Annotated in this window: 22 protein-coding genes; 10 read left to right on the top strand and 12 right to left on the bottom strand. The window is 65.9% G+C overall.

What is annotated here, in order from left to right:
- Positions 1–91 precede the first annotated feature (91 nt).
- The 3 genes from CR156_RS04670 to CR156_RS04660 are packed head-to-tail and all read right to left on the bottom strand — an operon-like array spanning position 92 to position 3101.
- Positions 92–1204: an ABC transporter permease gene (locus CR156_RS04670; protein WP_100552070.1), complete on the bottom strand. Its 1113-nt coding sequence runs from the start codon at positions 1202–1204 to the stop codon at positions 92–94.
- A complete protein-coding gene (locus tag CR156_RS04665) occupies positions 1201–2124 on the bottom strand; it encodes an ABC transporter ATP-binding protein (protein ID WP_100552069.1) in 924 nt (307 codons plus the stop codon). The genes CR156_RS04670 and CR156_RS04665 overlap by 4 nt, the downstream gene beginning before the upstream one ends.
- 20 nt (positions 2125–2144) lie before the next feature.
- Positions 2145–3101 carry an HlyD family secretion protein gene (locus tag CR156_RS04660; RefSeq protein WP_100552068.1) on the bottom strand — a complete coding sequence of 319 codons (957 nt, stop codon included), beginning with the start codon at positions 3099–3101 and terminating at the stop codon, positions 2145–2147.
- Between the two features lie 364 nt (positions 3102–3465).
- On the opposite strand from CR156_RS04660, the gene CR156_RS04655 reads away from it, so the two are divergent.
- From CR156_RS04655 to CR156_RS04630, 6 genes are all read left to right on the top strand, one after another.
- Positions 3466–4452 carry a PhoH family protein gene (locus CR156_RS04655; protein WP_100552067.1) on the top strand — a complete coding sequence of 329 codons (987 nt, stop codon included), beginning with the start codon at positions 3466–3468 and terminating at the stop codon, positions 4450–4452.
- Positions 4449–4934, top strand: coding sequence for an rRNA maturation RNase YbeY (gene ybeY, locus CR156_RS04650; RefSeq protein ID WP_100552066.1), 486 nt, complete (start codon positions 4449–4451; stop codon positions 4932–4934). Before CR156_RS04655 ends, ybeY begins: the two co-directional genes overlap by 4 nt.
- A gap of 117 nt (positions 4935–5051) precedes the next feature.
- Entirely contained in the window at positions 5052–5606 is a 555-nt protein-coding gene (locus CR156_RS04645; RefSeq protein ID WP_409349541.1) for a hypothetical protein, read from the top strand.
- A 64-nt stretch (positions 5607–5670) separates the two neighbouring features.
- Positions 5671–6552: an HlyC/CorC family transporter gene (locus tag CR156_RS04640; protein ID WP_089239987.1), complete on the top strand. Its 882-nt coding sequence runs from the start codon at positions 5671–5673 to the stop codon at positions 6550–6552.
- Positions 6549–7790 carry a lipoprotein N-acyltransferase Lnb domain-containing protein gene (locus CR156_RS04635; protein ID WP_100552065.1) on the top strand — a complete coding sequence of 414 codons (1242 nt, stop codon included), beginning with the start codon at positions 6549–6551 and terminating at the stop codon, positions 7788–7790. The genes CR156_RS04640 and CR156_RS04635 overlap by 4 nt, the downstream gene beginning before the upstream one ends.
- A 6-nt stretch (positions 7791–7796) precedes the next feature.
- Positions 7797–8831 carry a magnesium and cobalt transport protein CorA gene (locus tag CR156_RS04630; RefSeq protein ID WP_089239983.1) on the top strand — a complete coding sequence of 345 codons (1035 nt, stop codon included), beginning with the start codon at positions 7797–7799 and terminating at the stop codon, positions 8829–8831.
- Positions 8832–8910: 79 nt separating this feature from the next.
- Here the strand turns inward: CR156_RS04630 and CR156_RS04625 are convergent, their stop codons facing one another.
- The 7 genes from CR156_RS04625 to CR156_RS04595 form a co-directional block, all read right to left on the bottom strand.
- Positions 8911–10275 (bottom strand): NAD-dependent succinate-semialdehyde dehydrogenase, encoded by a 1365-nt coding sequence (locus CR156_RS04625; RefSeq protein WP_100552064.1) that lies wholly within the window; start codon positions 10273–10275, stop codon positions 8911–8913.
- A gap of 63 nt (positions 10276–10338) precedes the next feature.
- Positions 10339–11181 (bottom strand): ABC transporter permease subunit, encoded by an 843-nt coding sequence (locus CR156_RS04620; RefSeq protein WP_100464457.1) that lies wholly within the window; start codon positions 11179–11181, stop codon positions 10339–10341.
- Positions 11178–12110, bottom strand: a complete 933-nt coding sequence (locus CR156_RS04615; RefSeq protein WP_089239977.1) for an ABC transporter permease subunit — start codon at positions 12108–12110, stop codon at positions 11178–11180. The genes CR156_RS04620 and CR156_RS04615 overlap by 4 nt, the downstream gene beginning before the upstream one ends.
- Positions 12107–13243 (bottom strand): ABC transporter ATP-binding protein, encoded by a 1137-nt coding sequence (locus tag CR156_RS04610; RefSeq protein WP_089239975.1) that lies wholly within the window; start codon positions 13241–13243, stop codon positions 12107–12109. The genes CR156_RS04615 and CR156_RS04610 overlap by 4 nt, the downstream gene beginning before the upstream one ends.
- 189 nt (positions 13244–13432) lie before the next feature.
- Complete coding sequence (locus CR156_RS04605) at positions 13433–14542, bottom strand: polyamine ABC transporter substrate-binding protein (RefSeq protein WP_100552063.1); 1110 nt, start codon at positions 14540–14542, stop codon at positions 13433–13435.
- Between the two features lie 91 nt (positions 14543–14633).
- Positions 14634–16028 (bottom strand): glutamine synthetase family protein, encoded by a 1395-nt coding sequence (locus CR156_RS04600; protein WP_089239973.1) that lies wholly within the window; start codon positions 16026–16028, stop codon positions 14634–14636.
- Positions 16025–16786, bottom strand: coding sequence for a gamma-glutamyl-gamma-aminobutyrate hydrolase family protein (locus CR156_RS04595; protein WP_100552062.1), 762 nt, complete (start codon positions 16784–16786; stop codon positions 16025–16027). The genes CR156_RS04600 and CR156_RS04595 overlap by 4 nt, the downstream gene beginning before the upstream one ends.
- Before the next feature lie 161 nt (positions 16787–16947).
- Between CR156_RS04595 and CR156_RS04590 the strand changes: the two genes are divergently transcribed.
- A complete protein-coding gene (locus CR156_RS04590) occupies positions 16948–18225 on the top strand; it encodes an NAD(P)/FAD-dependent oxidoreductase (protein WP_100552061.1) in 1278 nt (425 codons plus the stop codon).
- A gap of 197 nt (positions 18226–18422) precedes the next feature.
- On the top strand, positions 18423–20033 hold the full coding sequence (locus tag CR156_RS04585) for an MASE1 domain-containing protein (RefSeq protein WP_243381702.1): 1611 nt from the start codon (positions 18423–18425) through the stop codon (positions 20031–20033).
- 112 nt (positions 20034–20145) lie between these two features.
- Here the strand turns inward: CR156_RS04585 and CR156_RS04580 are convergent, their stop codons facing one another.
- A complete protein-coding gene (locus CR156_RS04580) occupies positions 20146–20532 on the bottom strand; it encodes a hypothetical protein (RefSeq protein WP_223880014.1) in 387 nt (128 codons plus the stop codon).
- A 202-nt stretch (positions 20533–20734) separates the two neighbouring features.
- Between CR156_RS04580 and CR156_RS04575 the strand changes: the two genes are divergently transcribed.
- Both CR156_RS04575 and CR156_RS04570 read left to right on the top strand, forming a co-directional pair.
- Positions 20735–22078, top strand: a complete 1344-nt coding sequence (locus tag CR156_RS04575) for a diguanylate cyclase (RefSeq protein ID WP_089239961.1) — start codon at positions 20735–20737, stop codon at positions 22076–22078.
- An 85-nt stretch (positions 22079–22163) separates the two neighbouring features.
- Positions 22164–22625, top strand: coding sequence for a bacteriohemerythrin (locus CR156_RS04570; protein ID WP_025875341.1), 462 nt, complete (start codon positions 22164–22166; stop codon positions 22623–22625).
- Here CR156_RS04570 and CR156_RS04565 read toward each other — a convergent pair whose 3' ends face one another.
- On the bottom strand, positions 22626–23906 hold the full coding sequence (locus tag CR156_RS04565) for an MFS transporter (protein ID WP_100552058.1): 1281 nt from the start codon (positions 23904–23906) through the stop codon (positions 22626–22628).
- Positions 23907–23974 lie beyond the last annotated feature (68 nt).

Here is a 23974-nt window from a genome sequence, read left to right as displayed (position 1 = left end):
TGATGCCGGCCAGCGGTCGGCACTCACCGCAGTTGATGCCGACCAACGGTCGGCACCTACTGTGTGGATGCCGACCGTTGGTCGGCATGCTTCAATCCAGGCGCTTGCGGAAGCGCAGGATGGCCAGGGTCATCATCGCCACGATGAACACCAGCATTGCCAGTGCGTCCGGCCACAGCTCCCACAGCGAGGCCCCGCGCAGCATGATGCCGCGCACCAGGCGCAGGAAATGGGTGAGCGGCAGTACTTCCGCCAGCCACTGCACCGGCCTGGGCATGCCGGCGAACGGAAACATGAAACCCGACAGCAGGATCGACGGCAGGAACAGGAACAGGGTCATCTGCATGGCCTGGAACTGCGACCGCGCGCGCGTTGAAATCAACAGGCCCAGTGCGAGGTTGGCCAGCACCAGCAGCACCGCGGCCAGATAGACATCAACCAGGCTGCCGCGGATCGGAACCTCGAACAACCAGGTTCCCAGCAGCAGCACCAGCGTGGTCTGCAGCAGACCGATCGCCGCATAGGGCAACACCTTGCCGACCATCAGTTCGCTGCGCGATACCGGCGTGGCGATCAGCAGTTCCATGTTGCCGCGCTCGCGTTCGCGTACCACCGCCACTGCGGTGAACATCACCAGGGTCATGGTCAGGATCACCCCGATCAGGCCGGGCACAATGTTCACCGCTGAGCGCCGTTGCGGGTTGTAGAAACTGATGACGCTCACCTGCCCGCTGGCGATGCTGCCTTCGCGCAGTGGTCGCGCGTTGCTGGCCGGACGCGTGTCCAGCGGCACCTGCGCCAGCTGGATCGCCGCACTCTGCACCACCGTGTCGCTGCCGTCGACCAGCACCTGCACCGCTTCGCGGCCTTCGTAGCGGCGTCGCTCGAAATCGGAGGGAATGACGATGCCCACGCTGATCCGGCCCCGTCGCAACGCCTCCATCAGTTGATCGGGCGTATAGGCCTGCGCGCGCGGCGTGATCACGCCGGTGGCGACCATGTCCTGTACCAGCGCGCGCGACGCCGCACTGTTGGCCTGATCGGCGATACCGGCATCCAGGTGCCGCAGGTTGAGGTTGATCGCATAGCCGAACAGCAGCAGCTGCATCACCGGGATGCCAACGATCATCGCCAAGGTGATGCGGTCACGGCGCAGTTGCCGCAGCTCCTTGAGCATGATCGCCCATAGCCGTCGCACGCTCATGCGGCCGGCTCCCGACCACGGCCACGGGTGGCGGCAACGAATACGTCTTCCAGGTTGGGTGCCACCGGTTCGATGCTGGCCTGCGGATCGGCGGCGGCAAGTGCCTGCGCCAACACGCTGGTATCGGCCGCACCCTCGCTGCACAGCACGCGCAGTTCGGTGCCGATCTGGGCCACGCTGAGCACACCCGGCAACGCCGCCAGCGCGCGGCTGGCCTGCCGGGGCTGCGAGGCGGTGACCTTCAGGGTACGGCCCTGCAGCTGCGCGCACAGCTCGGCCGGGGTTCCATCGGCCACCAGGGCACCGCGATCTAGGATCGCCAGCCGATGGCAGCGTTCGGCCTCGTCCATGTAGTGGGTGGACACCAGCACCGTGGTGCCGGCATCGGCGAGTTCGAACAGCGCCTCCCAGAAATCGCGCCGCGACTCAGGATCGACCGCACTGGTCGGCTCATCGAGGAACAGCAGTTCCGGCGCATGGATCACCGCACCGGCCAGCGCCAGCCGCTGCTTCTGCCCGCCGCTGAGGGTGCCGGCCAACTGCACCTGGCGGTCCTGCAGACGGTACTGCTGCAGCAGCACGTCGACCCGTTGCCGTGCTTGCGCCCTCGGTAGATCCTGGATGGCGGCCAGGAATTCCAGGTTCTCCCGCACCGACAGGTCTTCGTACAACGAAAAGCGCTGGGTCATGTAGCCGATGCGGCGGCGCAGCGCTTCGGCCTGTGCCGGGATCGCCAGGCCCAGCACTTCGATCTCGCCAGCGCTTGGTTCAAGCAGTCCGCACAGCATGCGGATGGTGGTCGACTTGCCTGAGCCGTTCGGGCCGAGGAAGCCGTATACCTGCCCTCGCGGCACCTGCAGATCGACGTTGTCCACTGCCAGCAGCTCGCCGAAACGGCGGCTCAGGCCCTGCGCACGCACGGCAATGTCATCGACAGGATTCAGAAGCGCACCTGCACCGGCAGCCCGGCGGGCAGCGCCTGCATGTCGGCACTGTCGTCCAGCTCGATCTCGGCCAGGTAGCTCAGCCGCGAGACGTCATCACCGGTCAGCGCGTAATACGGCGTAAAGGAAGGGTCGCTGCGGATCGACCGCACATGCCCCTTCAGCACGGTGTTGGCACCATCCAGCTGCACCTGCGCTCCCTGCCCCACCTTCACCCGCAGGCGCAATGGCTGCGGCAGATACACGCGCGCATAGGGGCGTTCGCCCACCAGCATCACCACCAATGGCGCACCGATCGGTGCCTGGTCGCCCTGCCGGTACGGCAACGCATCGACCACGCCATCGCGCGGCGCACGCAGCTGCAGCTTCTGCAGGTTGACGGCCTGCACCACCTCCTGTGCCTGCGTTGCCCGGGAGGCGGCCTGGCCCTGGGCAATGTCCTCACGACGGTTGCCGCGCTGCAGCTCCAGCCACGCCTGTTCGGCAGCGCGCACGCTGGCCACGGCGTTGTCGGCGGCCGCGCGGGCCCGGTCCAGGTCGGCAGCAGCGACCAGCCTCTGGCGGGCCAGCGGTTGCACCCGGCGGTAGTACGCAGTGGCTTCAGCCGCCTGCGCGCGCAGCGCCGTGAGCTGTGCCTGCGCTTGGGCGATCTGCTCAGGACGCGGGCCCACCTGCAGTTCTTCAAGCTGCGCCTGCACGCGGGCGGTTTCGGCCTGTGCGGCGTCGAACTGGGCGGCGCCACGGGCAGGATCCAGGCGCATCAGCAGCGCGCCGGCCTTGACCGCCTGCCCTTCGCGCACGTCAACGGCACTGATCACTTCCGCCGCCGGTGCGGGCACGCTGATCCGGTCCCATTCAAGCGTACCCAGTGCCGCCGGCGGTGCTTCGCCGCAGCCCGCCAGCAGGCAGCTGCCCAGCAGCCCCATCCTGCGCATCCACGTGCCCACGGCCATGCGCCACCTCCTCCGATGGCGCCACGGTGCCATGCTCCCTGTGCACCCGCAATGATCCAGAACAGGGCTGGTCAATAATTGATCACCCGCCGGCAACGCCACTGCCGCAAGGCTCGCTGCCACCTATCCACAGGTTCGCTGCAACACCGTCCACACCACATGTGGAGAACCCCGCGGGCACTGGCGCAATTTTCACCACCGCATCATCTTCCTTGTGGCACAAGCGCTGCGAAGGACTATCCACAGGTTTCTTCGGCGCCGGTCCACACCCGGTGTGGAGAACTGTCGTCCTGCCGCCTTGCGCGTTACCCTTGTCGTCCCTGACGCCATCGCGGTGGACGGCGACCCCGCCCCACCCCAAGCAATGAAAAGCATCGAGCATCGAGACTTCACCCTGTCGCCGGAAGACAACGCGCAGCTGGCCAACCTGTGCGGCCCGTTCGACGGCCACCTTCGCCAGATCGAACTGAAGCTTGGCGTGGAAATCGCCAACCGCGGCTTCGTGTTCCGTATCAGCGGCCCGACTGAAGCCAGTGCAGAGGCGCAGAAGCTGATCGAGGCGCTGTATGAAGAGGCCGCCGAGACCACCTTCGACAGCCACGGCATCCACCTGCGCCTGAACGCGGCGAACATCGAACAGATCGCCGATCGCTCCTACGAAGCGCAGGACGTGGCAATCAAGGTCAAGCGCGGAACCGTGCGCGGGCGCGGTTCCAACCAGAGCCGCTATCTGCACCAGATCGTCAGCCACGACATCAACTTCGGCATCGGCCCGGCCGGTACCGGCAAGACCTTCCTGGCCGTGGCCAGCGCGGTGGAAGCACTGAACGAATCGCGTGTGCAGCGCCTGATCCTGGTGCGTCCGGCGGTTGAGGCCGGCGAGAAGCTGGGCTTCCTGCCCGGCGACCTGAGCCAGAAGGTCGACCCGTATCTGCGACCGCTGTACGACGCCCTGTATGAAATGCTGGGCGTGGAAAAAGTGCTCAAGCTGCTGGAAAAGAACGTCATCGAGATTGCGCCGCTGGCCTACATGCGCGGCCGCACGCTCAACGATGCGTTCGTGATCCTGGACGAAGCGCAGAACACCACCATCGAACAGATGAAGATGTTCCTGACCCGACTGGGCTTCGGCTCGACTGCCGTGGTCACCGGCGATCTGACCCAGACCGACCTGCCCAAGCATGTGAAGTCGGGCCTGCGCGATGCCATCGACGTACTGCGCGATGTGGAGGGCGTCAGCTTCACCTTCTTCGAAGCCCGCGACGTGGTCCGCCACCCGCTGGTGGCGCGCATCGTCAGCGCCTACGACCGCCGCGACCTGCATCAGATCCAACCTGGAGCGACTCCATGACCCGTGGTCCCGTGCGACTGGATGTCGCCGTCAGCTATGCCCTGCCGCGTGCCGGCCTGCCCTCGGCCGTCAGCTTCCGCAAGTGGGTCGCGGCCGCACTGAAGGGTCGCATCCGCGAGGCCGACCTCGCCATCCGCGTGGTCGACAGCAAGGAAGGCCAATCCCTGAACCGGCATTACCGGGGCAAGGACTACGCTACCAACGTGCTCAGCTTCCCGGCGGACGTGCCGGAGGGCCTGCCCAAGGGCGTCAAGTTCCCGCTGCTGGGCGACCTGGTGATCTGCGCGCCGGTAGTGGCCCGTGAAGCCGACGAGCAGAGCAAGGCGCTCAATGCCCACTACGCGCACCTGACCGTGCACGGCGTGCTGCACCTGCTCGGCTGGGACCACGAGGACGACAAGGAAGCCGAGGCGATGGAACAGCTGGAGCGCGAGATCCTGGCCGAGCTCGGCATCGACGATCCCTACGCCGGCGAGCGCTGACACCTGGCCAGGCGCTGCGTGACCGAGCCCATGCTCGGCCGTGGTACGCCCTGCGCCCCGCAGACCCGACCCAAAAGCAGCCGAGCACGGGCTCGGCTCTACCACGGAACCTCGCTTGTGCTGCTGCGTACCTTCCTGCTCCTGCCGCTCCTGCTTGCCGCCACCGCTTCCGCCGCGCCGCTGGACCTGCCTGCACTGATCGAGTGCCGCCAGGGCGTGCCCGAGCATGCCGCGCTGGCACCCCTGCTGGCCGATCCGCTGAAGGCGGTGGCCCACGGCCTGCAGCCGCTGCCGCAGGGCAACCAGTTCATGAGCGAGTACCGGCTGGCCAGCCCGATCACCGTGTTCGGCCAGCAGACCGAGCGCGTGGCCGTGGCCGGCGCCAGCATCATGGCCGTGCTCGACCAGTCCGACCCGCGGCCGCTGGCCACGCAGTTGGCCCTGGAGACCGGCTACGACCAGGACGGCAAGTTCATGGCCGGGCGCGAGCTGGTCAGCCGCGATGTGACCGACCCGAAGTCCGGCGAGGCACAGATCGAGTCGATCATCCTCAGCGTATCCACCGTCGCCAGCCACCCGGGCAAGACCCTGGCCGGCTGCACCTACAGCCTGGACCTGCCGGCCGAGGGCGAGGGCCCGGCCGCCGCCGCCCCGGCTGGCGAGGGTCACTGACAGGCCCCCACATCCTGCTAGACTGGAGCCATCGCCCGGCCTGCCGGGTGCCTTTTTTCCAGAGATGTCAGAAGACGACAGTAGTAGCTCCTCCGTGGAGCACAGTGAAAAGAAGCGCGGCTGGCTTGAACGCCTGACGTCCGCTTTTTCCGGCGAACCCCACACCCGCGACGAGCTGGTCGCTGTCCTGCACACCGCGCAGGAAGAAGGGTTGATCGCCGCCGATACCCTGAAGATGATGGAAGGTGCCATTTCGGTAGCCGAGCTGACCGTGGGCGACGTGATGATCTCGCGTTCGCAGATGGTCTCGCTGCCGGTGGAGGCGCCCTTCCTGGAGCTGATGAAGCAGGTGGTCGAGTCCGGCCATTCGCGCTTCCCGGTGCATGGCGAGAACAAGGACGACATCCTCGGCGTGCTGCTGGCCAAGGACCTGCTGCGCGGCGTGGTTGCCGACAATGGTCCGGGCAACGTACGTGAACTGCTGCGCCCGGCGGTGCTGATTCCGGAAGCGAAGAAGCTCAACGTGCTGTTGAAGGAGTTCCGCCTGTCGCGCAACCACATGGCGATCGTGGTGGACGAGTACGGCGGCGTCGCCGGCCTGGTCACCATCGAAGACGTGCTGGAGCAGATCGTCGGCGACATCGACGACGAACACGACGAGGCCGAGGATTTCTCGGCGCAGATCGCCATCCAGGCCGATGGCCAGTACGTGGTGGATGCGCTCACGCCGATCGGTGATTTCAACGAGCGCTTCGGTGCCACCTTCTCCGATGAGGACTACGACACCATCGGCGGCCTGGTGACCGAAGCCGTCGGCCATCTGCCGGAAGTCGGCGATGAGCTGGCGCTGGACCGTTTCATGTTCCGTGTGGCCCGCGCCGATGCGCGCCGGGTCCAGGCTTTCCATGTAACGGTGCTGGCACCGGACGCGCAGGACGACGCTTGAAACACCGTGGCCTGATCCTGACCCTGTGGCTGGCGTTGTGCCTGCTGGCCACCGCCCTGCCACTGGCTGCGTTCGCGCAGGCGGCGGCGCCGACCGTTCCGACGGCCAGCGATGCCCCTGCCCCGCGTGTCGGCGTGGTCACCATGCAGCCGGGCACCGTGTTCTTCGAGCGCTTCGGCCACGATGCGATCGTCGTGCTGGACCCGGTGAGCGGCGAGGCGATCTCGTACAACTTCGGCTACTTCGATCCGTCCGAACAGGATTTCATCGGCCGCTTCGTGCGCGGCGACATGATGTATTACCTGGTGGCCCTGCCGCTGCAGCAGGACCTGTCGTACTACGACGAGACCGGCCGCGGTGCCAGCGTACAGTGGCTGGATATCACCCCTGACCAGGCACGCTCGCTGGCCGCCGACCTGGCCGAACGGGCCAAGCCGGAAAACGCGCGCTACCACTACGATTACTACACCGCCAACTGCGCGACGATGGTGCGCGACACGCTGGACAAGGCACTTGGCGGTGGGTTGCATTCACAGCTGTCGGGCCGCTCACGCGGCAACACCTATCGCAGCGAGTCGGTACGGCTGGCGTCCCCTGCCCCGTGGATGTGGCTGGGCTTCGATATCGGCCTGGGCCCGTTTGCCGACCAGCCGCTGTCGCGCTGGCAGGAAGCGTTCGTGCCGATGCGCCTGGCCGATGCCCTGCGCCAAGCCCGCAATAGTGACGGCCGCCCGCTGGTGCAGTCCGAGCAGGAACTGCTGCCGCACCGCATCGACCCTGAGCCGAAGGAGTTCGCGCGCCGCTGGTGGCCGTGGCTGCTGTGTGGCCTGGTGATCGCGGCGGGCGTGCTGGCGCTGCGCAACCGTCCGCGCCTGCTGGCCGGCCTGGCCTTGCCGCTGTGGCTGCTGTGCACGATCGCCGGTGGCCTGCTGGTGTTCCTGTGGGGCTTCAGCACGCACTACGCCGCCTGGGCCAACCGCAACCTGCTGCTGCTCTCGCCGCTGTGCCTGCTGTTGTTGCCGGGGGCGATCAGCCTGCTGCGGCGGCGCGTGCCCGGTCGCATGTTCAGGATCGTGCTGTGGCTGGTGGCGGTGCAGGCCGTGGCCGCGCTGGTGCTGCACTGGCTGAGCCTGCAGGCGCAGTACAACGTGCAGTGGATCGTGCTGCTGCTGCCGGTCCACGCTGCATTGGCCTGGGTGCTGGGGCGCCGTCCTCACTTGTCGGAAACGCAGCACTGACGCACGATGGCGGGCATGTCATTGCCCGCCTCATTGCCCGCCCCTGCTGCCGCCTCCGCCGCAGCCAATCCCACCTGCGTCATCAACTGCGTCCACTACGATGACGACGGCAAACGCCACGACATCAGCCTGGATGCCATCAGCGATGTCATCGCCAGCAACAACGGTTTCGTCTGGGTCGGCCTGTACGACCCGAACGAAGACGTACTGCTGAAGCTGCAGGAAGAATTCTGCCTGCACGACCTGGCGGTCGAGGATGCACGCAACGCGCACCAGCGCCCCAAGGTGGAGGCCTACGGCAACTCGTTGTTCGTGGTGGTGACCACCGCGCAGATGGTCGACGAGCGCATCCAGTACGGCGAAACCCATGCCTTCCTCGGCCCACGGTTCCTGGTGACCGTGCGCCATGGCGCCTCGCTGTCGTACGCGCCGGTGCGCGCACGCGTCGAGCGCGAACCACAACTGCTGAAGATGGGGCCGTCGTACTGCCTGTACGCCGTGGCCGACTTCGTGGTGGACAACTACCTGCCCATCACCAACCGTTTCCGCGACACCCTGGAACTGCTGGAGAAGGACATCTTCGCCGACAGCTACAAGCGCAGCACCGTTGTGCGCCTGTATGAGCTCAAGCGCGAGTTGAACAAGATGCGGATGGCAGTGGCGCCACTGCAGGATGTACTGGCGCAGCTGCGCCGCTATCAGGGCGAACTGTTCCCGGACGAAGTGAAGCTGTATATCCGCGACGTGCACGACCATGCGGTACGCATCAGCGATGTGATCGACACCCTGCGCGAGATGCTGGGCACGGCCTTGAGCGTGAACCTGTCACTGGTGACGCTGGCCCAGGGCGAGACGGTGAAGCGACTGGGTGCATGGGCCGCGCTGCTGGCCGCGCCGACGTTGATCACCAGCTGGTATGGCATGAATTTCAGCCACATGCCGGAATTGAACCAGCCGTGGGCCTACCCGCTGATGATCGTCGGAGTCGGTGGCATCTGCGTCGGCCTGTACCGGCTGTTCAAGCGGGTGAAGTGGTTGTAGTAAAGGCGTATCGACCAACGGTCGATACCCACCAGACCGGTAGGCCACGACCGTTGGTCGTGGCGCATTGGACGATCCATCAAGCCACGTAGATGGTCTTGATGTTCATGAACTCATGGATGCCGTGGTCGGCCAGTTCGCGGCCGAAACCTGATTCCTTGCTGCCGCCGAACGGCAACCGCGCGTCGCTCTTGACGATGGCGTTGACGAACGCCGCGCCGCATTCCATGCGCTGGGCGAAGGACTCACCGCGCACCGGGTCACGCGTCCACACGCTGCCACCGAGGCCGAAACGGGTGTCGTTGGCCACGCGCAGCGCCTCGGCTTCATCCTTGACCCGGATGACGGCGGCGACCGGCCCGAACAGTTCTTCGTCGTAGGCCGGCATGCCTGGCCCCACCTGGTCGAGCACGCTGGCCGGATAGCCGGCGTGGCTGCCAGCCACCGGTTCGCCGCCGATCAGCACGCGGGCGCCTTTGGCGACGCTGGCCTGCACCTGCTTGTGCAGTTCGTCGCGCAGGTCGGCACGGGCCATCGGCGCCAGCGTGGTGCCGCGCTCGTTCGGGTCACCATACTGGCGCTCGCCCGCGGCCTCGACGAAGCGCCGGGTGAATTCATCGGCCACCGCGTCCACCACGATGAACCGCTTGGCGGCAATGCAGGTCTGGCCACTGTTGTCGAAGCGCGACTTCACCGCGGCGGCCACCGCCTTGTCCAGGTCGGCATCATCGAGCACCACGAAGGCGTCGCTGCCGCCCAGCTCCATCACCGACTTCTTCAACTGGCTGCCAGCGTTGGACGCAATCGAGCGCCCTGCCCGCTCGCTGCCGGTCAGGGTCACGGCTTTCACCCGTGCGTCGCGTAGCACCTCGGCAGCCTGGTCGTTGTCGATGTGCAGTACGTCGAACACGCCGTCAGGCAGGCCGCCATCGCGGCATACCGCCAGGATCAGGTCGGCGCACTGCGGCACGTTGCTGGCGTGCTTGAGCAGCGCCACGTTGCCGGCCATGAACGCCGGAGCAAGGAAGCGGAACACCTGCCAGATCGGGAAATTCCACGGCATCACCGCGAACACGCAGCCGATCGGCTCATAGCGCACGTAGCTGCGCTGTGCCTCGGTATCGATCAGTTGCGGCTTCAGGTAGTCGGCAGCGTGGTCGGCATAGAACTCACAGGTGCTCGCGCACTTTTCCACCTCGGCCAGGGCTTCGGCCTTCAGCTTGCCCATTTCGCTGGTCATGGCCTGCTGCAGGTCGTCGCGGCGCGCACGCAGCTGGCCAGCGATCTGCTTGAGGATCGCCCCACGTTCCTGCAGCGAGCGCTCGGCCCAGCGCGGGAATGCATCGGCTGCCGCCTGCAGGCGCCGCTCGATGGCAGCGGCGTCCATCAGCTCATGGCGGTAGGTCACCTGGCCGGTGGCCGGGTTGATGATCTCGACGGTCATTGGGGGTCTCCATCAGGGTGACCCCCATTGTGCGCCGGCCGCCGTGAGCCGGATGTTGCTGGCTCAGCCGTTGTCCTGGCGTGCCAGCTGCAGATCGCGCTGGCGTCGCTTCTCGGCACGCGCATTGATGTACCAGCCGATCACCGCAGCAATCGACACCGCCGATACCAGCAGCGTGGCCAGCGCATTGATCTTCGGGCTGATGCCCATGCGCACCGAGGCGAACACCTTCATCGGCAGCGTGGTCGAGCCCGGCGTGGCGACGAAGCTGGCCACCACTACGTCATCCAGCGACAGGGTGAAGGCGAGCAGCCAGCCGGCCACTAGTGCCGGCGCGATGATCGGCAGGGTGATGCGGCCGAACACGGTCAGCCGGCTCGCGCCGAGATCCATCGCCGCCTCTTCCAGCGACAGGTCCATCTCCTGCAGGCGCGAGGACACCACCACGGTGACGAAGCACAGGGTGAAGGTGACGTGGGCGATCCAGATGGTGGCCAGGCCGCGCGCCGGGAAGCCCGGAATCGCGCCCATCGACGCCAGCAGCGCCATCAGCGAGAAGCCGAGGATCACGTCCGGCATCACCAGCGGCGCGGTCACCAGCGCACCGAAAAACGGCTTGCCGCGGAAGCGCTTGAAGCGGGTCATCACCATCGCCGCCAGCGTGCCGAGCACGGTGGCGGTACAGGCGGTCCAGAACGCGACCACCAGGCTGGTCCACATCGCATCCATCAGCGCGCGGTCGGCAAACAGATCGCTGTAAGCGCGGGTGGAGAACCCGGCCCAGACCATGGCCAACCGCGAGCTGTTGAACGAATAGAACATCAGCAGCAGGATCGGCAGGTACAGGAAGGCGAAGCCGAGCAGCAGCACGCCCAGCCCCAGGCCTTTGGCAGAACGCGGGCTCATGCCTGCTTCCCTTCCAGCAGTCGCTGCTGGGATCGGTTGAACAGCAGGATCGGCACCAGCAGCAACAGGATCATCGCCACTGCCATCGCTGAGGCGCCCGGCCAGTTGCGGTTGTTGAAGAACTCGTTCCACAGCTGGCGACCGACCATCAGCGTTTCCGAGCCACCGAGCATTTCCGGGATCACGAACTCGCCGATCGCCGGAATCATCACCAGCATGCAGCCGGCGATGATGCCCGCCTTCGACAGCGGCAGGGTGATGCGCAGGAACGCCTGCCACGGCTTGGCACCGAGATCGTAGGCCGCTTCCAGCAGGCGGTGGTCATGCTTGACCAGGTTGGCGTACAGCGGCAGCACCATGAACGGCAGATAGCAGTACACGATGCCGATATAGGCGGCGGTCGGGGTATCGATCAGCTGCAGCTTGGGCAGGCCCATGTTGGTCATCAGCGTCTGCAGGCCGGTGTACTGCAGGAACTGGTCGAGCAGGCCGTTGCGGTCCAGGATCGCCTTCCAGGCATAGACGCGGATCAGGAACGAAGTCCACGACGGCAGCACCACCAGCATCATCGCCACGTTGCGCGCGGCCGGCGACAGGCGGGCGATGGCATAGGCCATCGGATAGCCGATCAGCAACGTGAGGAAGGTCGAGATCGCGGCGATCTTGATCGAGCTCAGGAACGCCTGCGCGTAGATCGAATCGCGGAACAGCGCCAGGTAGTTCTCGAGGTTGAGCTTCAGTGAAAGGCCGCCATCGACGTACTGCAGCAACCAGGTATACGGCGGCGAGCCGACCCGGCTGTGCGAGAAACTGATCATCAGCACGATCAGGAACGGCACGGCGAAGAACAGCAGCAGCCACAGGTACGGAATGCCGATGACCGTGGCACGCGTGCCCGGCAGCCAGCGCTTCAGGCCCGCCGTGCTCATGAGGTCAGCACCACGCCGTCGTTGTCACGCCAGTGCACCCACACCTCGTCGCCCCAGGTCAGGCCATCGCTGGCCCAGCGCTGCGAGTTGGCGAAGTTGGCCAGCACCTTGGCACCACTGGGCAGGCGCACGTGGTAGACCGAATGGCTGCCGAAGTAGGCGATGTCCTCGATCACGCCCTGCGCCTTGTTGGTGTGCCCTTCCGGCTCGTCCTTGCCGATCATCACCTTCTCCGGGCGCAGCGCGAACGCGACCGGCTGCCCTTCATAACAGGTGATGCCGTGGGCGATGTAGACCGGCGCCGGGAACAGCGGCGAGCGCACGGTCACGTATTCGGGCAGGTCCTCGTCGATCACGCCGTCGAACAGGTTCACCGAACCGATGAACTCGGCGACGAAGCGGTTGGCCGGCTGCTCGTAGACCTCGTCGGGCTTGCCGACCTGCTGGATCCAGCCGGCGTCCATCACCGCGATGCGCGTGGCCATGGTCATCGCCTCTTCCTGGTCGTGGGTGACCATCACGCAGGTCACGCCCGAGGATTCGATGATGCTGACCAGCTCCAGCTGCATCTGCGAGCGCAGCTTCTTGTCCAGCGCGCCCATCGGTTCGTCCAGCAGCAACAGCTTGGGCCCCTTGGCCAGCGACCGCGCCAGCGCCACGCGCTGCTGCTGGCCGCCGGACAACTGGTGCGGCTTGCGCTTGCCCAGGTGGCCCATCTGCACCAGGTCGAGCATCTCGCCCACCCGCTTGCCGATGGCCTCGCGGCCCAGTCCATCCTGCTTCAGGCCGAAGGCGATGTTCTGCTCCACGGTCATATGCGGGAACAGGGCGTAGGACTGGAACATCATGTTGACCGGCCGCTGGTACGGCGGCAGTGCATCCATCCGCTGGCCATCGACGGTGATGCTGCCCTTGGTGGGCGTCTCGAAGCCACCGAGGCAGCGCAGCAGGGTCGATTTGCCGCTGCCCGAGCCGCCCAGCAGGGCGAATATCTCGCCCTTGCGGACATCCAGGTTGACGTCATCGACGGCGACGAAGCCATCGAATTCCTTGCGCAGATCACGAATGGAGAGATAGCCGGGCACACCGGTCGCTTCGACGACGGCGGCTTCCGGCTGGGCTTCAACGGGCATGGGGGCTCCGGGAGCGGGCGGTGGACAGCGGCCGCCATTCTAACGGCCGGGGGCCGCAAGTGCGTGCCGGCCGACGGGCGGCACCCACCGGGCCGGGGGGATCTGCAGATCTGGTGGGTGCCGACCGTTGGTCGGCCCTGCCGGGAAAGCGTGCCGACCAACGGCCGGCACCCACCTGCCAGCCGGCCCTTACCTGCCGGTCTTCACCTCGGTCCACAGCCGGGTGTAGAGCTTGTCGGTCTCCGGCGTGTTGATCGAATAGGTGAACATTTTCTCGGCCACGTCGGCCGGCGGATAGATGGTCGGGTCGGTGCGGATTGCCTCGTCCACCAGCGGGGTCGCAGTCGGGACCGGGTTGCCGTAGTGGATGAAGTTGGTGTTGGCCGCGGCCACCTTCGGTTCCAGCAGGTAGTTGATGAACGCGTAGGCCGCTTCCGGATGCTTGGCATCCTTCGGAATCGCCAGCATGTCGAACCACTGCGGCGCGCCTTCCTTGGGAATCGAATAGGCCACGTGCACGCCATTGCTGGCTTCGGCCGCGCGGTCGCGGGCCTGGATGATGTCACCCGACCAGCCCACCACCAAGCAGGTGCCGCCGTTGGCCAGCGAGCCGACGTACTGCGAGGAGTGGAAGTTCTGCACGTACGGACGGATCGACTTCAGCAGGTCGGCCGCCTTCTGCAGGTCGGCCGGATCGCCGCTGTGCGGATCCAGGCCGAGGTAGTGCAGCGCGATCGGAATCATGTCCGCCGGCGTGTCCAGGATGGTCACGCCGCAGTCCTTCATCTTGCTGATGTTTTCCGGCTTGAACACCAGGTCCCAGCTGTTGGCGATGTCGGCGCTGCCACCGAAACGCTCCTTCAGCATGTCCACGTTGTAGCCGATGCCGGTGGTGCCGATCATGTACGGCACGCCGTACTGGTTGCCCGGATCCTGGGTGGCGATGCGCTTCATCACCGCCGGGTCGAGGTTGGCCAGGTTCGGGATCTTCGACTTGTCCAGCGGCAGGAACACACCGGCCTGGATCTGCCGGCCGAAGAAGTTCAGCGTCGGCACCACCACGTCGTAGCCGCTGTTGCCGGCCAGCAGCTTGGTCTCGACCATCTCGTCACTGTCGAACACATCGTAGGTGACCTTGATCCCGCTCTGCTTCTCGAAGTTCGGGATGGTGTCTTCGGCGATGTAGTCGCTGTAGTTGTAGACGTTCAGGACCTTGCTGTCCTGTCCGCCGCCGTTGCCGCCGCCACAGGCGGAAAGCATGGCGGAGGCCAGGCCGAGCGTGAGGATACGCAGCTTCATCGGGTGCTCCAGAATGCGGAAAGGGGGGCCGGCCGGGCCGGCGACGGGTGCCAGCCTACCCCCCGGCGACGGATTTTTCTATTCGCGGCCTTCACACGTTCAGCAGCAGGAACTCGCGCTCCCACGAACTGATCACACGGAAGAAGGTCTCGTATTCCTTGCGCTTGACCGAGATGTAGGCGCGGCAGAAGCGCTCGCCCAGCAATGCCTGCAGCTCGCTGCACTGCTCCAGCCCGTCCAGCGCTTCACCCAGCGAACGCGGCAGGTCGTAGCCCAGCTCCTTGGCGCTGCCGGTCACCGGTGCATCCGGCGCGAGGCGCTCGCGGATGCCGAGCAGGCCACAGGCCAGGGTTGCGGCCATCGCCAGGTAAGGGTTGGCATCGGAACCGGCGAAGCGGCTTTCCACCCGCATGTTTTCCGGCGTATCCAGCGGTACCCGCAGGCCGCAGGTGCGATTGTCGAAGCCCCAGTGCACGTTGCTCGGCGAGACTTCGCCGAACACCAGGCGCCGGTAGGAATTCACGTTCGGCGCGAAGAACGCCATGGCCATCGGCACATACTTCTGCAGGCCGGCCAGGTAGTGGGCGAACAGCGGGCTGAAATCCTCACCGCCGTGCTCGCCGGTGAACACGTTCTGGCCATCACTGATCCGCAGCAGGCTCTGGTGGATGTGCATCGCACTACCCGGCTCGTTCTCCATCGGCTTGGCCAGGAAGGTGGCATACACCCCGTGGCGCATCGCCGACTCGCGCATGGTGCGCTTGAACAGGAACACCTGGTCGGCCAGATCCATCGCGTTGGCGTGGGTGAAGTTGACCTCCAGCTGCGCCGCGCCGGATTCGTGGATCAGCGTGTCCACGTCCAGCTTCATCGCATCGCAGTAGTCGTACATCAGGTCGAGGATCGGGTCGAACTCGTTGACCGCGTCGATCGAGTACGACTGCCGCGCCGTTTCCGGGCGCCCCGAGCGGCCAGCCGGGGGCAGCAGCGGGAAATCCGGATCGGTGTTCTTCTGCACCAGGAAGAACTCCAGCTCGGGCGCAACCACCGGTCGCAGGCCGAGCTCGGTGTAGGCATCCAGCACCCGGCGCAGCACGTTGCGCGGGGCCAGTTCGTGTGGCTCGCCGTTCTTGGTGTAGCAGTCGTGGATGACCTGCGCGGTCGGATCGGTTGCCCACGGCACCATGCGCACCGTGTCCGGGTCGGGGCGCAGGATCATGTCCGAGTCCGACGGCGAGGTCAGGTCGTAGTAGTCGTCCGGGAATTCGCCGGTGACGGTTGTCGCGAAGATGCCCTCCGGCAAACGCGTGCCGTAATCGTGCGAGAACTTGTCGGCCGGGATGATCTTGCCACGCGCATTGCCGGTGATGTCCGGAACCAGGCATTCGACCTCGGTGATGCGCCGCTCCTTCAGCCAGCGCAGCAGGCTGCTTTCCTGCGGTGGCGTGGGCGTAGCCGTCTTGCGCGGGCGCGTTCGCGAACTCATGGGGATTCCAGTCGATTCTGTTGGTGCTGCCGGCAAGCTTGGCCGAACGCACGGAAAATAGCGTGATAGAACGGCGTCTGCATCACACGCCACTCGGGATGCCACTGTACGCCGAGCACGAATCGATGGCGCTGGCTGCGTGCCGCTTCGACCAGGCCATCATCGGCCCGGGCCTCGATCTGCAGGCCTTCGGCCAGTCTCGCGATGCCCTGCCCGTGCACCGAATTGACCTGTACCCGATCGCCGGCAGACCACTGTGCCAGCCAACCGCCATCGGCCAGGGTGATCGCATGAGCGGGCCCATACTGGACCTCCACCGGCGCCTGCGGGTCTTCACGATGATCGGTCAGGCCAGGCACCGCATGCACCTGCGGATGAAGCGTGCCGCCGAGCGCCACATTCAATTCCTGGAATCCGCGGCAGATTGCCAGCACCGGCAGATCCATCGCCAGCGCCTCGTGCAGCAGGGCGAACGCCGTGGCATCGCGGGCCGTGTCGTGCAGGTTGCCCTCCCAGGTGCGGCCCCCTTCGTAATGCTGCGGCTCGATGTTGCTGACCGCGCCGGTCAACAGCAGGCCGTCCAGGCCCTGCAACCAGTCGCGTGCCGGCAGCGGCGGCTGCAGGCTCGGCAGCACCAGTGGCGTTGCCTGCGCAGCGTCAACCAAGGCACGCACATATTTTTCCCCGGCCACCGCGAAACGATGATGGCCGAGCACGGTGCTGTCGGTGGGCAGGCCCACCCAGGGCAGGCGGCGCATGGGAAAACTCCTTGGCGTGCAATCACGTTACCCGCCCGGCACTGGCAACGGCAAGCCGCTGCCCTCACACCACGGGCGCTCCGCTTGGGCCAAACTATCGGCGTGAAGCCCGACCGTCCTCCCCCGCTCCGACGCCCTTTCCCGCTTCTGCGAGGCCGCCGGTGAGCGCCGCCTTCCCGCCCAGCTGGTACGCCAGCAGCCTGCCCGAAACGCCCGCGTTGCCGCCACTGCGCGGTGAGCTGCAGGCCGATGTAGCGGTACTGGGCGCCGGCTATACCGGCCTCACCGCCGCACTGGAACTGGCCCTGCGCGGCCAGCGGGTGGTGCTGCTGGAGGCACAACGGATCGGCTGGGGAGCCTCTGGCCGCAATGGTGGCCAGGCGCTGGTGGGCTACGGGTGTGAGGTGGACGAGCTGGAACGCCAGCTCGGCCGGGACGATGCACGCCACCTGTTCGACTGGTCGCGTGACGCGGTACAGGCGATGCGCGCGCGCATCGACCGGCATGGCATCGATTGCCATTGGGTGCAGGGCCACGCCAGCGTCGCCATCCGCGCACGCCACGAGCAGGACCTGCGCGCCAACTGCGAGCATCTGCAACAGCACTACGACTACCCGATGCAGTGGTGGCCGCGCGATACCCTGCGCATGCAGCTGGACAGCCCGCGCTACCGCGCGGCGATGTTCGACCCGCTCAGCGCGCACCTGCATCCGCTGGCCTACGCCCGTGGGCTGGCCGATGCCGCGCGCGCGGCCGGCGTGGTCATCCACGAACAGTCGCCGGTAACGCGCATTCAACGTGGTGCACACGCGGTGCTGCATACCGACCACGGCAGCGTGCGCGCGCCGCAGCTGGTGGTGGCCGGCAACGCCCTGCTGCAGGGGCTGGTGCCTGAGCTGGAACGGCGCATCATGCCGGTCGGAACGTATATCGGCGCCAGCGCGCCGCTGGGTGCCGAGCGCGCACAGGCCCTGATCGGCAACAACATGGCGGTCTCCGATACCGCCTGGGCGCTGGACTATTTCCGCCTCAGCCATGACCACCGCCTGTTGTTCGGCGGCCGTGCCAGCTATTCCGCGCTGCCCCCGCCCGGCCTGCACCGGGTGATGCAGCGGCGCATGCACCAGGTGTTCCCGCAGTTGGCCGACATTCCGCTGCAGCAGGTCTGGGGCGGTTACGTGGATATCACCCGCAACCGCGCCCCGCACTGGGGCAGGCTGGATGGAAATCTGTACTTCGCGCAGGGCTTCTCCGGCCACGGTGTGGCAGCGGCCGGACTGGCCGGCGAGGTCATCGCCGCCGCGATTGCGGGCCAGAGCGAGCGTCTGGACGTGTTCCAGCGCCTGCAGCATGCGCCCTTCCCCGGCGGACGCCTGCTGCGCATGCCGCTGCTGGTAGCGGCCATGTCCTGGTACAAACTGCGGGATGCGCTGTGGTGAGTCATCGGGAAGCGAGCTGAATATACCGTCCCCCGAAAACTGTGAAACTCGTCGCCGCAGGTAATCATGTGATGACTTTCCCACTTGTCGGGCAGACCACTGAGGCGATTGCATAATCGAACGTGTGTCGATACCGTCGGTAAGAACCGGGTCCCGCGGCGAATGGATGCTGACAGGGAACGTACTGTGAAGGGGTAGTGCGATTGAACTGGTGGAATGAAGGCCTGCAGTTGAAGTTGCGTATCCGCCCGGCGGGGCTGGTCCTTGCGCTGCTGTACGCCGTCGCATGCTGGGCGTCGCGCCAGTTGTCGCTCGACCAGTTCTATCTGCCTGCCGGCGTCCGCGTCGCTGCAGTGTTGTTGTTCCCCCCTCGCTGGTGGCCATATCTGCTGCTGGGCGAATATGCCTACTTTGCGCAGATGCGCGTGCCAATGATCGAGAAGTATGGGCTGGCCTGGATCGTGCTGGGTTCGGCACTGTTGATGCCTGCCGTGATGCTGATCGTGCATCTGCACCGGAAGATGATGCTGAACACGAAGAACGCGTGGCTGATTTCAGTCGCGGCGGCGTCGGCGCTGGTGGTCACGGCGCTCAATCTGGTGCTGGCACACCTTCTGTGGCCGACACCACCGGAGATGCCGGTTCTTGCCAGCATCGCGCGCTTGGTCGTCGGCGACTTCATCGGCATTCTGACCCTTGCGCCACTCGCATTATTGTGGACACGACGGACCAGCAACGCCCGCTGGACGTCGGGTTTCGCCCCGCCTGCACTCGCTGCCCTGACGCTGATGGCGATGATTGGCCTGTATGCCGCACAGCTGCCCCTGGACGAAGTCAACGCCAAGACGTCGATGCAGCTGCTGATGGCGCTGCCGGTCGTCGTGCTTACCTGCCTGTACGGCTGGCGAGGTGCGGCGATCGGCGTGCCCTCGCTCAACCTGATCATTGGCCTGACCACGCCCAGCCCCTACACGGGTGCGTTCGATCCAGCCGCCTTCGCAACCCAGCAGATCATGGCGGTCACCGGCGCTGCGCTGCTGGTGCTGGGCTCGCGCATCACCCACTACTACCACCGTTCGAGACTGGGCGAAGTGGGTGAAAAAGATGCGCTCAAGCATGCGCGTAATTCACTGGTGGCAAGCGAGCTTGATCTGCGCGAGCGCGCCCGGCACCTGAGGAAGCTGGGGGACGGAATCGACACCTCGCTCAGCGAGGTGGTGAACTGGCTCAATGCTCAGGGCCATCCCACGATAGCGAACAGTCTCCTGCACATGGCTTCGGTCCATTCGCGACAGTTCCGGGAACAGACCAGCATGGTCTACCCCGCTGCGCTGGAACATCTTGGGCTCTATGTCGCCCTCCAGGCCGGCGGCGTACGTGAAACCTGGGACCTGAGCCATCGAGTGATGCGCCCTCGCCTGCTCGGCGATCCCTGTCAGCTCAGTGTCGGCCTGCAGCTGGCCGCCTATCGCGCCCTCACCGATGCCGTTTCGCTGTTGATCAACAGTGAATCAGGCCAGATCCGCATCCGCGTGCGTTGCGGCCAGGCAGGCGGACGCCGCGGCATCCTGATGACGGTCGCACTGCTGGATTCATATCGCAGCCTGGCACCGTCCACCGTCACCGCCACAGTGGAGCGCTTGGCTGGCCGGACGATTGCTTATGGCGGAACGGTGCAGTGCCATCGGAACCGGATACGGATGGCGATGGTGGAAACGGGTGATTCCGCTGCCCTCGGCCTGGCGTCGTTCAACCCAATGGATCACGTGACGGCCTTCGGGCAGGGAAACTCGCAGACCCAGACCTGACGGCCGGTATCCGCCGAGGGCCTCCCTTGCCGCATATCGCGCTTCGGCCACATCCATCGCGGCAAACGCAGCGGCGTGGGAGATCCCGACGCCGCTGCGCACTTCACCGTCTTTACGGTGTTTCCACCGACCAGATGACGTCGCCGCCACTGCGATAACGCACCAGCGAGAAATCACTGCCACTGTAGATCTGCGAGCGGCTGGCACCTGCTGGTATCTGGATCTGCTGCTGGGGCAGCGAAACCCGGGCCGCATTGTTCCCTGCCGGCAGTACCCAGTAGGTACCCCCTGCATTGCCGATGATCAGCTGTACGTTTCCGAGCAGGTCATTCACCTGCAGATAGGTGATGCCGTCACGCTGGAATCCATACAGCTGCCAGCTGGGGTCCTGGCTGAGATTGATCGCGGCCGGACTGGCCTGCCCCAATCCAGCCGTAGCCAACGGCTTTCCATGGAAATCCGACGGACCGCCCGCGATTGCCGGGGCAGCGGCAAGCATCAGAAATCCAGTAGCCGCACCAAAACATGAAAATCGCACAATGACCTCCAGGTCGAAGTTAACGTCGGGAACCTCCAGCAGATACTAACCGCTTCCTGTCCAATCAATTGGCCAAGCGACGGGCATGGACGTTTTCGTCCTAAAGTTACGCCCGAAACCGCCGCTATCCGTGCCAAGACTTTCCCACATGAGCCACCGCATCATGCCCGTCCTGTCGCAGGCCGCTCTGGATGGCGACCTGACCGATCCCCTGCCTCAGCGGATCCTGCTGGTGGAAAACTCGCGCGCGTTCACCGGCATGCTGCGGGAGGCAATCGAACAACGCCTGGAGCTGCCGGTGGTGGTGGCCAGCTCGCTGGCCGAGGCCGACCGGCTGCTCAGCACCGAGGACGGCTGGTTCCTGGTCCTGACCGGGCTGGTGCTGGCCGATGGTGACCGCGACGCGGTGGTCGAGTTCTTCCTCAAGCGCAACCTGCCCACCGTGGTGGTCAGCGGTGTGTATGACGAGGACCTGCGCAAGCGAGTGCTGCAGCAGCAGATCATCGACTACGTACTGAAGAACACCCCGGGCAGCATCGATTACCTGGTCTGGCTGGTGCAGCGCCTGGAGCGCAACCGGCGCATCGCCGCGCTGGTGGTGGACGACTCGCCGTCCGCGCGTGGCTATGCCGCCGCCCTGCTGCGCATGTACGGTCACGAGGTGTACGAAGCGGCCGATGGCAACGAAGGCCTGGCGGCGATCGAGGCCCACCCGGCGATCCGCCTGGCCGTGGTCGACCAGGAAATGCCGGGCATGCAGGGCGTGGAGTTCACCCGTCGCCTGCGCACCCTGCGTTCGCGCGACAAGGTGGCGGTGATCGGCATTTCCGGCAATACCGATGCGTCGCTGATCCCGCGTTTCCTGAAGAACGGCGCCAATGACTTCCTGCGCAAGCCCTTCTCGCGCGAAGAGTTCTTCTGCCGTGTGTCGCAGAACGTCGACCAGCTGGAGCTGATCGGCACGCTGCAGGACCTGGCCACCCGCGATTTCCTCACCGGCCTGCCCAACCGCCGCTGCTTCCTGGAACAGAGCCAGCGCCAGCTGCCGCAACTGCAGTTGCATGGCCAGTGCGTGGCGGTGGCGATGATCGACATCGACCATTTCAAACACATCAACGACACCCACGGCCACGAAGCCGGCGACGATGCGCTGCGTGCGGTAGCCCGTGCCGTCGGCGACCACGCGCGCAGCCAGGACCTGATCGCGCGCTTCGGCGGCGAGGAATTCTGCCTGCTGGTGCCGGACATGGAACAGGACGAAGCGCTGCTCTATTTCGAGGAGCTGCGCCAGCGCATCGCCGCGCTGGAAGTGGACATCGGCAGCGCCACCCTGCGCATGACGGTCAGCATCGGCCTGTGCTGCCTGCGGCCGCAGCGCGATGCACTGCACCGGTTGATTTCCGAGGCCGATCGCCAGCTGTACCTGGCCAAGGCCGGCGGCCGCAACCGGGTCAGCTGCACCACGGTGGCCAGCCCGTTGCGTCCGCGCGAGGCTGCGCTGTCCTGACCGGCATGCTTTGATCCAGATCAACGCCGCCCCGGCGCGGCGGCTCTACAGTCGGCCCCGACATACGCATGAAGGGGAGCCGGGGATGGCACTACTGGTCTGGCAGGACGATCTGAACATCGGCATCGATGTGATCGATCAACAACACCGCCGCATCATCGAAATGCTCAACCACCTGCACGTGGCGCAGACCAGCCTGCAGCGCGCCGCAGTGGGCGAAGTGATCGACGAGGTGGTGGACTACACCATGTCGCACTTCGCATTCGAAGAAGAGCTGATGGAGGAAGCGGGCTATCCGTTCTGCGCCGCGCACAAACGTGTGCATGAGGTCTTCATCAAGCGGGTATCGGAATACCGCATGCGCTTCCAGGCCGGCGAGGACATCAGTGACGAACTGCGCACCATGCTCTCGCGCTGGCTGTTCAACCACATCCGCGGCGACGACCAGGCCTATGCCGAACAGGTCAAGCAGCACCTGAACCAGTTTGCCCGCGAACACCAGAGCGGCGGCTGGCTGGGCCGCACGCTCAAGCGCTTCTTCGGCTGATCAGTGCTGGCGGCGCTGCAGCGCCAGCAGCGCACACAACGTGACCACCGCGGTCAGGCACAGGTAGTAGCCGACCGCGACCAGCCCGTAGCGCTCGGCCAGCCAGGTAGCCAGGTACGGCGCCGGCGCTGCACCAAGAATGCCCGCCAGGTTGAACGACAGCGAGGCGCCGGTGTAGCGCACCTCCACCGGGTAGATCTCGGCCAGGAAGGTGCCGCAGGGGCCATAGGTCAGCCCCATCAGGAACAGGCCCAGGCACAGGAACGTCAGCACCAGCCACGGGCTGCCGGGCTGGAACAGCGGTGCGAACAGCACGCCGAAGCCGATGATCAGCAGACTGGCGATGGCCATCGTGCGGCGCGTCCCCCAGCGGTCGCCGTAACGTGCCGACAGCGGGATACCGGCGGCGAAGAACAGCATCGCCACCATCTGCATCAGCAGGAACTGTTCGCGGCTGTAGCCCAGCACGGCGGTGCCGTGGCCGAGGCTGAACACTGTCATCAGGTAGAACAGCACGAAGGTGGCGAACGCACCCAGCGTGCCCAGCAACATCGGCAGCGGATGGTCGCGCAGCACGGTCCACATCGGCAGGCGCACCGGTGCCTTGCGCTCCAGCGCGCGCTTGAAATCCGGCGTCTCGTGGATGTTCAGGCGCACCCACAGGCCCAGGCCGACCAGCAGTGCGCTGGCCACGAACGGAATACGCCAGCCCCATTGCAGGAAATCGTCCTGGCCCAGGCAGCGGCCGAGCAGCAGGAAGATGCCTGCCGAAAGCAGGAAACCGATCGGTGCACCCAGCTGCGGGAACATGCCGTACCAGGCGCGCTTGCCCGGCGGTGCGTTTTCGGTGGCCAGCAGCACCGCCCCACCCCACTCGCCTCCCAGGCCCAGACCTTGGCCGAAGCGGCACAGGGCCAGCAGCGCCGGCGCCCACAGGCCGATCTGCGCATGGGTCGGCAGCAGGCCGATGGCGACCGTGGACAGGCCCATGGTCAGCAATGCAGCCACCAGTGTGGCCTTGCGGCCGATACGGTCACCGAAGTGGCCGAACACCGCCGAGCCGACCGGGCGCGCGATGAAGGCCACCGCGAAGGTCGCCAGCGACTGCAGCAATGCGGCCTGGTCACTGCTTTCCGGGAAGAACAGGTGCGGGAACACCAGCACCGCGGCGGTGGCGTAGATGTAGAAGTCGAAGAACTCGATGGTGGTACCGATCAGGCTGGCCAGCAGGACACGGCGGGGAGAATTCACGGGTGGCGCGGCAGCGGTGATCGTCGACATCGGCAAGGCGGGTAACGGCGGATCGACCGATTCTGCCACGCTTGGCGGTCCCCCCGGGGCAATGGTTT

Source organism: Stenotrophomonas lactitubi (assembly GCF_002803515.1).
In the GTDB taxonomy this organism is placed as follows: Bacteria; Pseudomonadota; Gammaproteobacteria; order Xanthomonadales; family Xanthomonadaceae; genus Stenotrophomonas; species Stenotrophomonas lactitubi.
The sequence above is the reverse complement of the archived record's forward strand: the minus strand, read 5'-3'. Positions and strand labels throughout refer to the sequence as shown.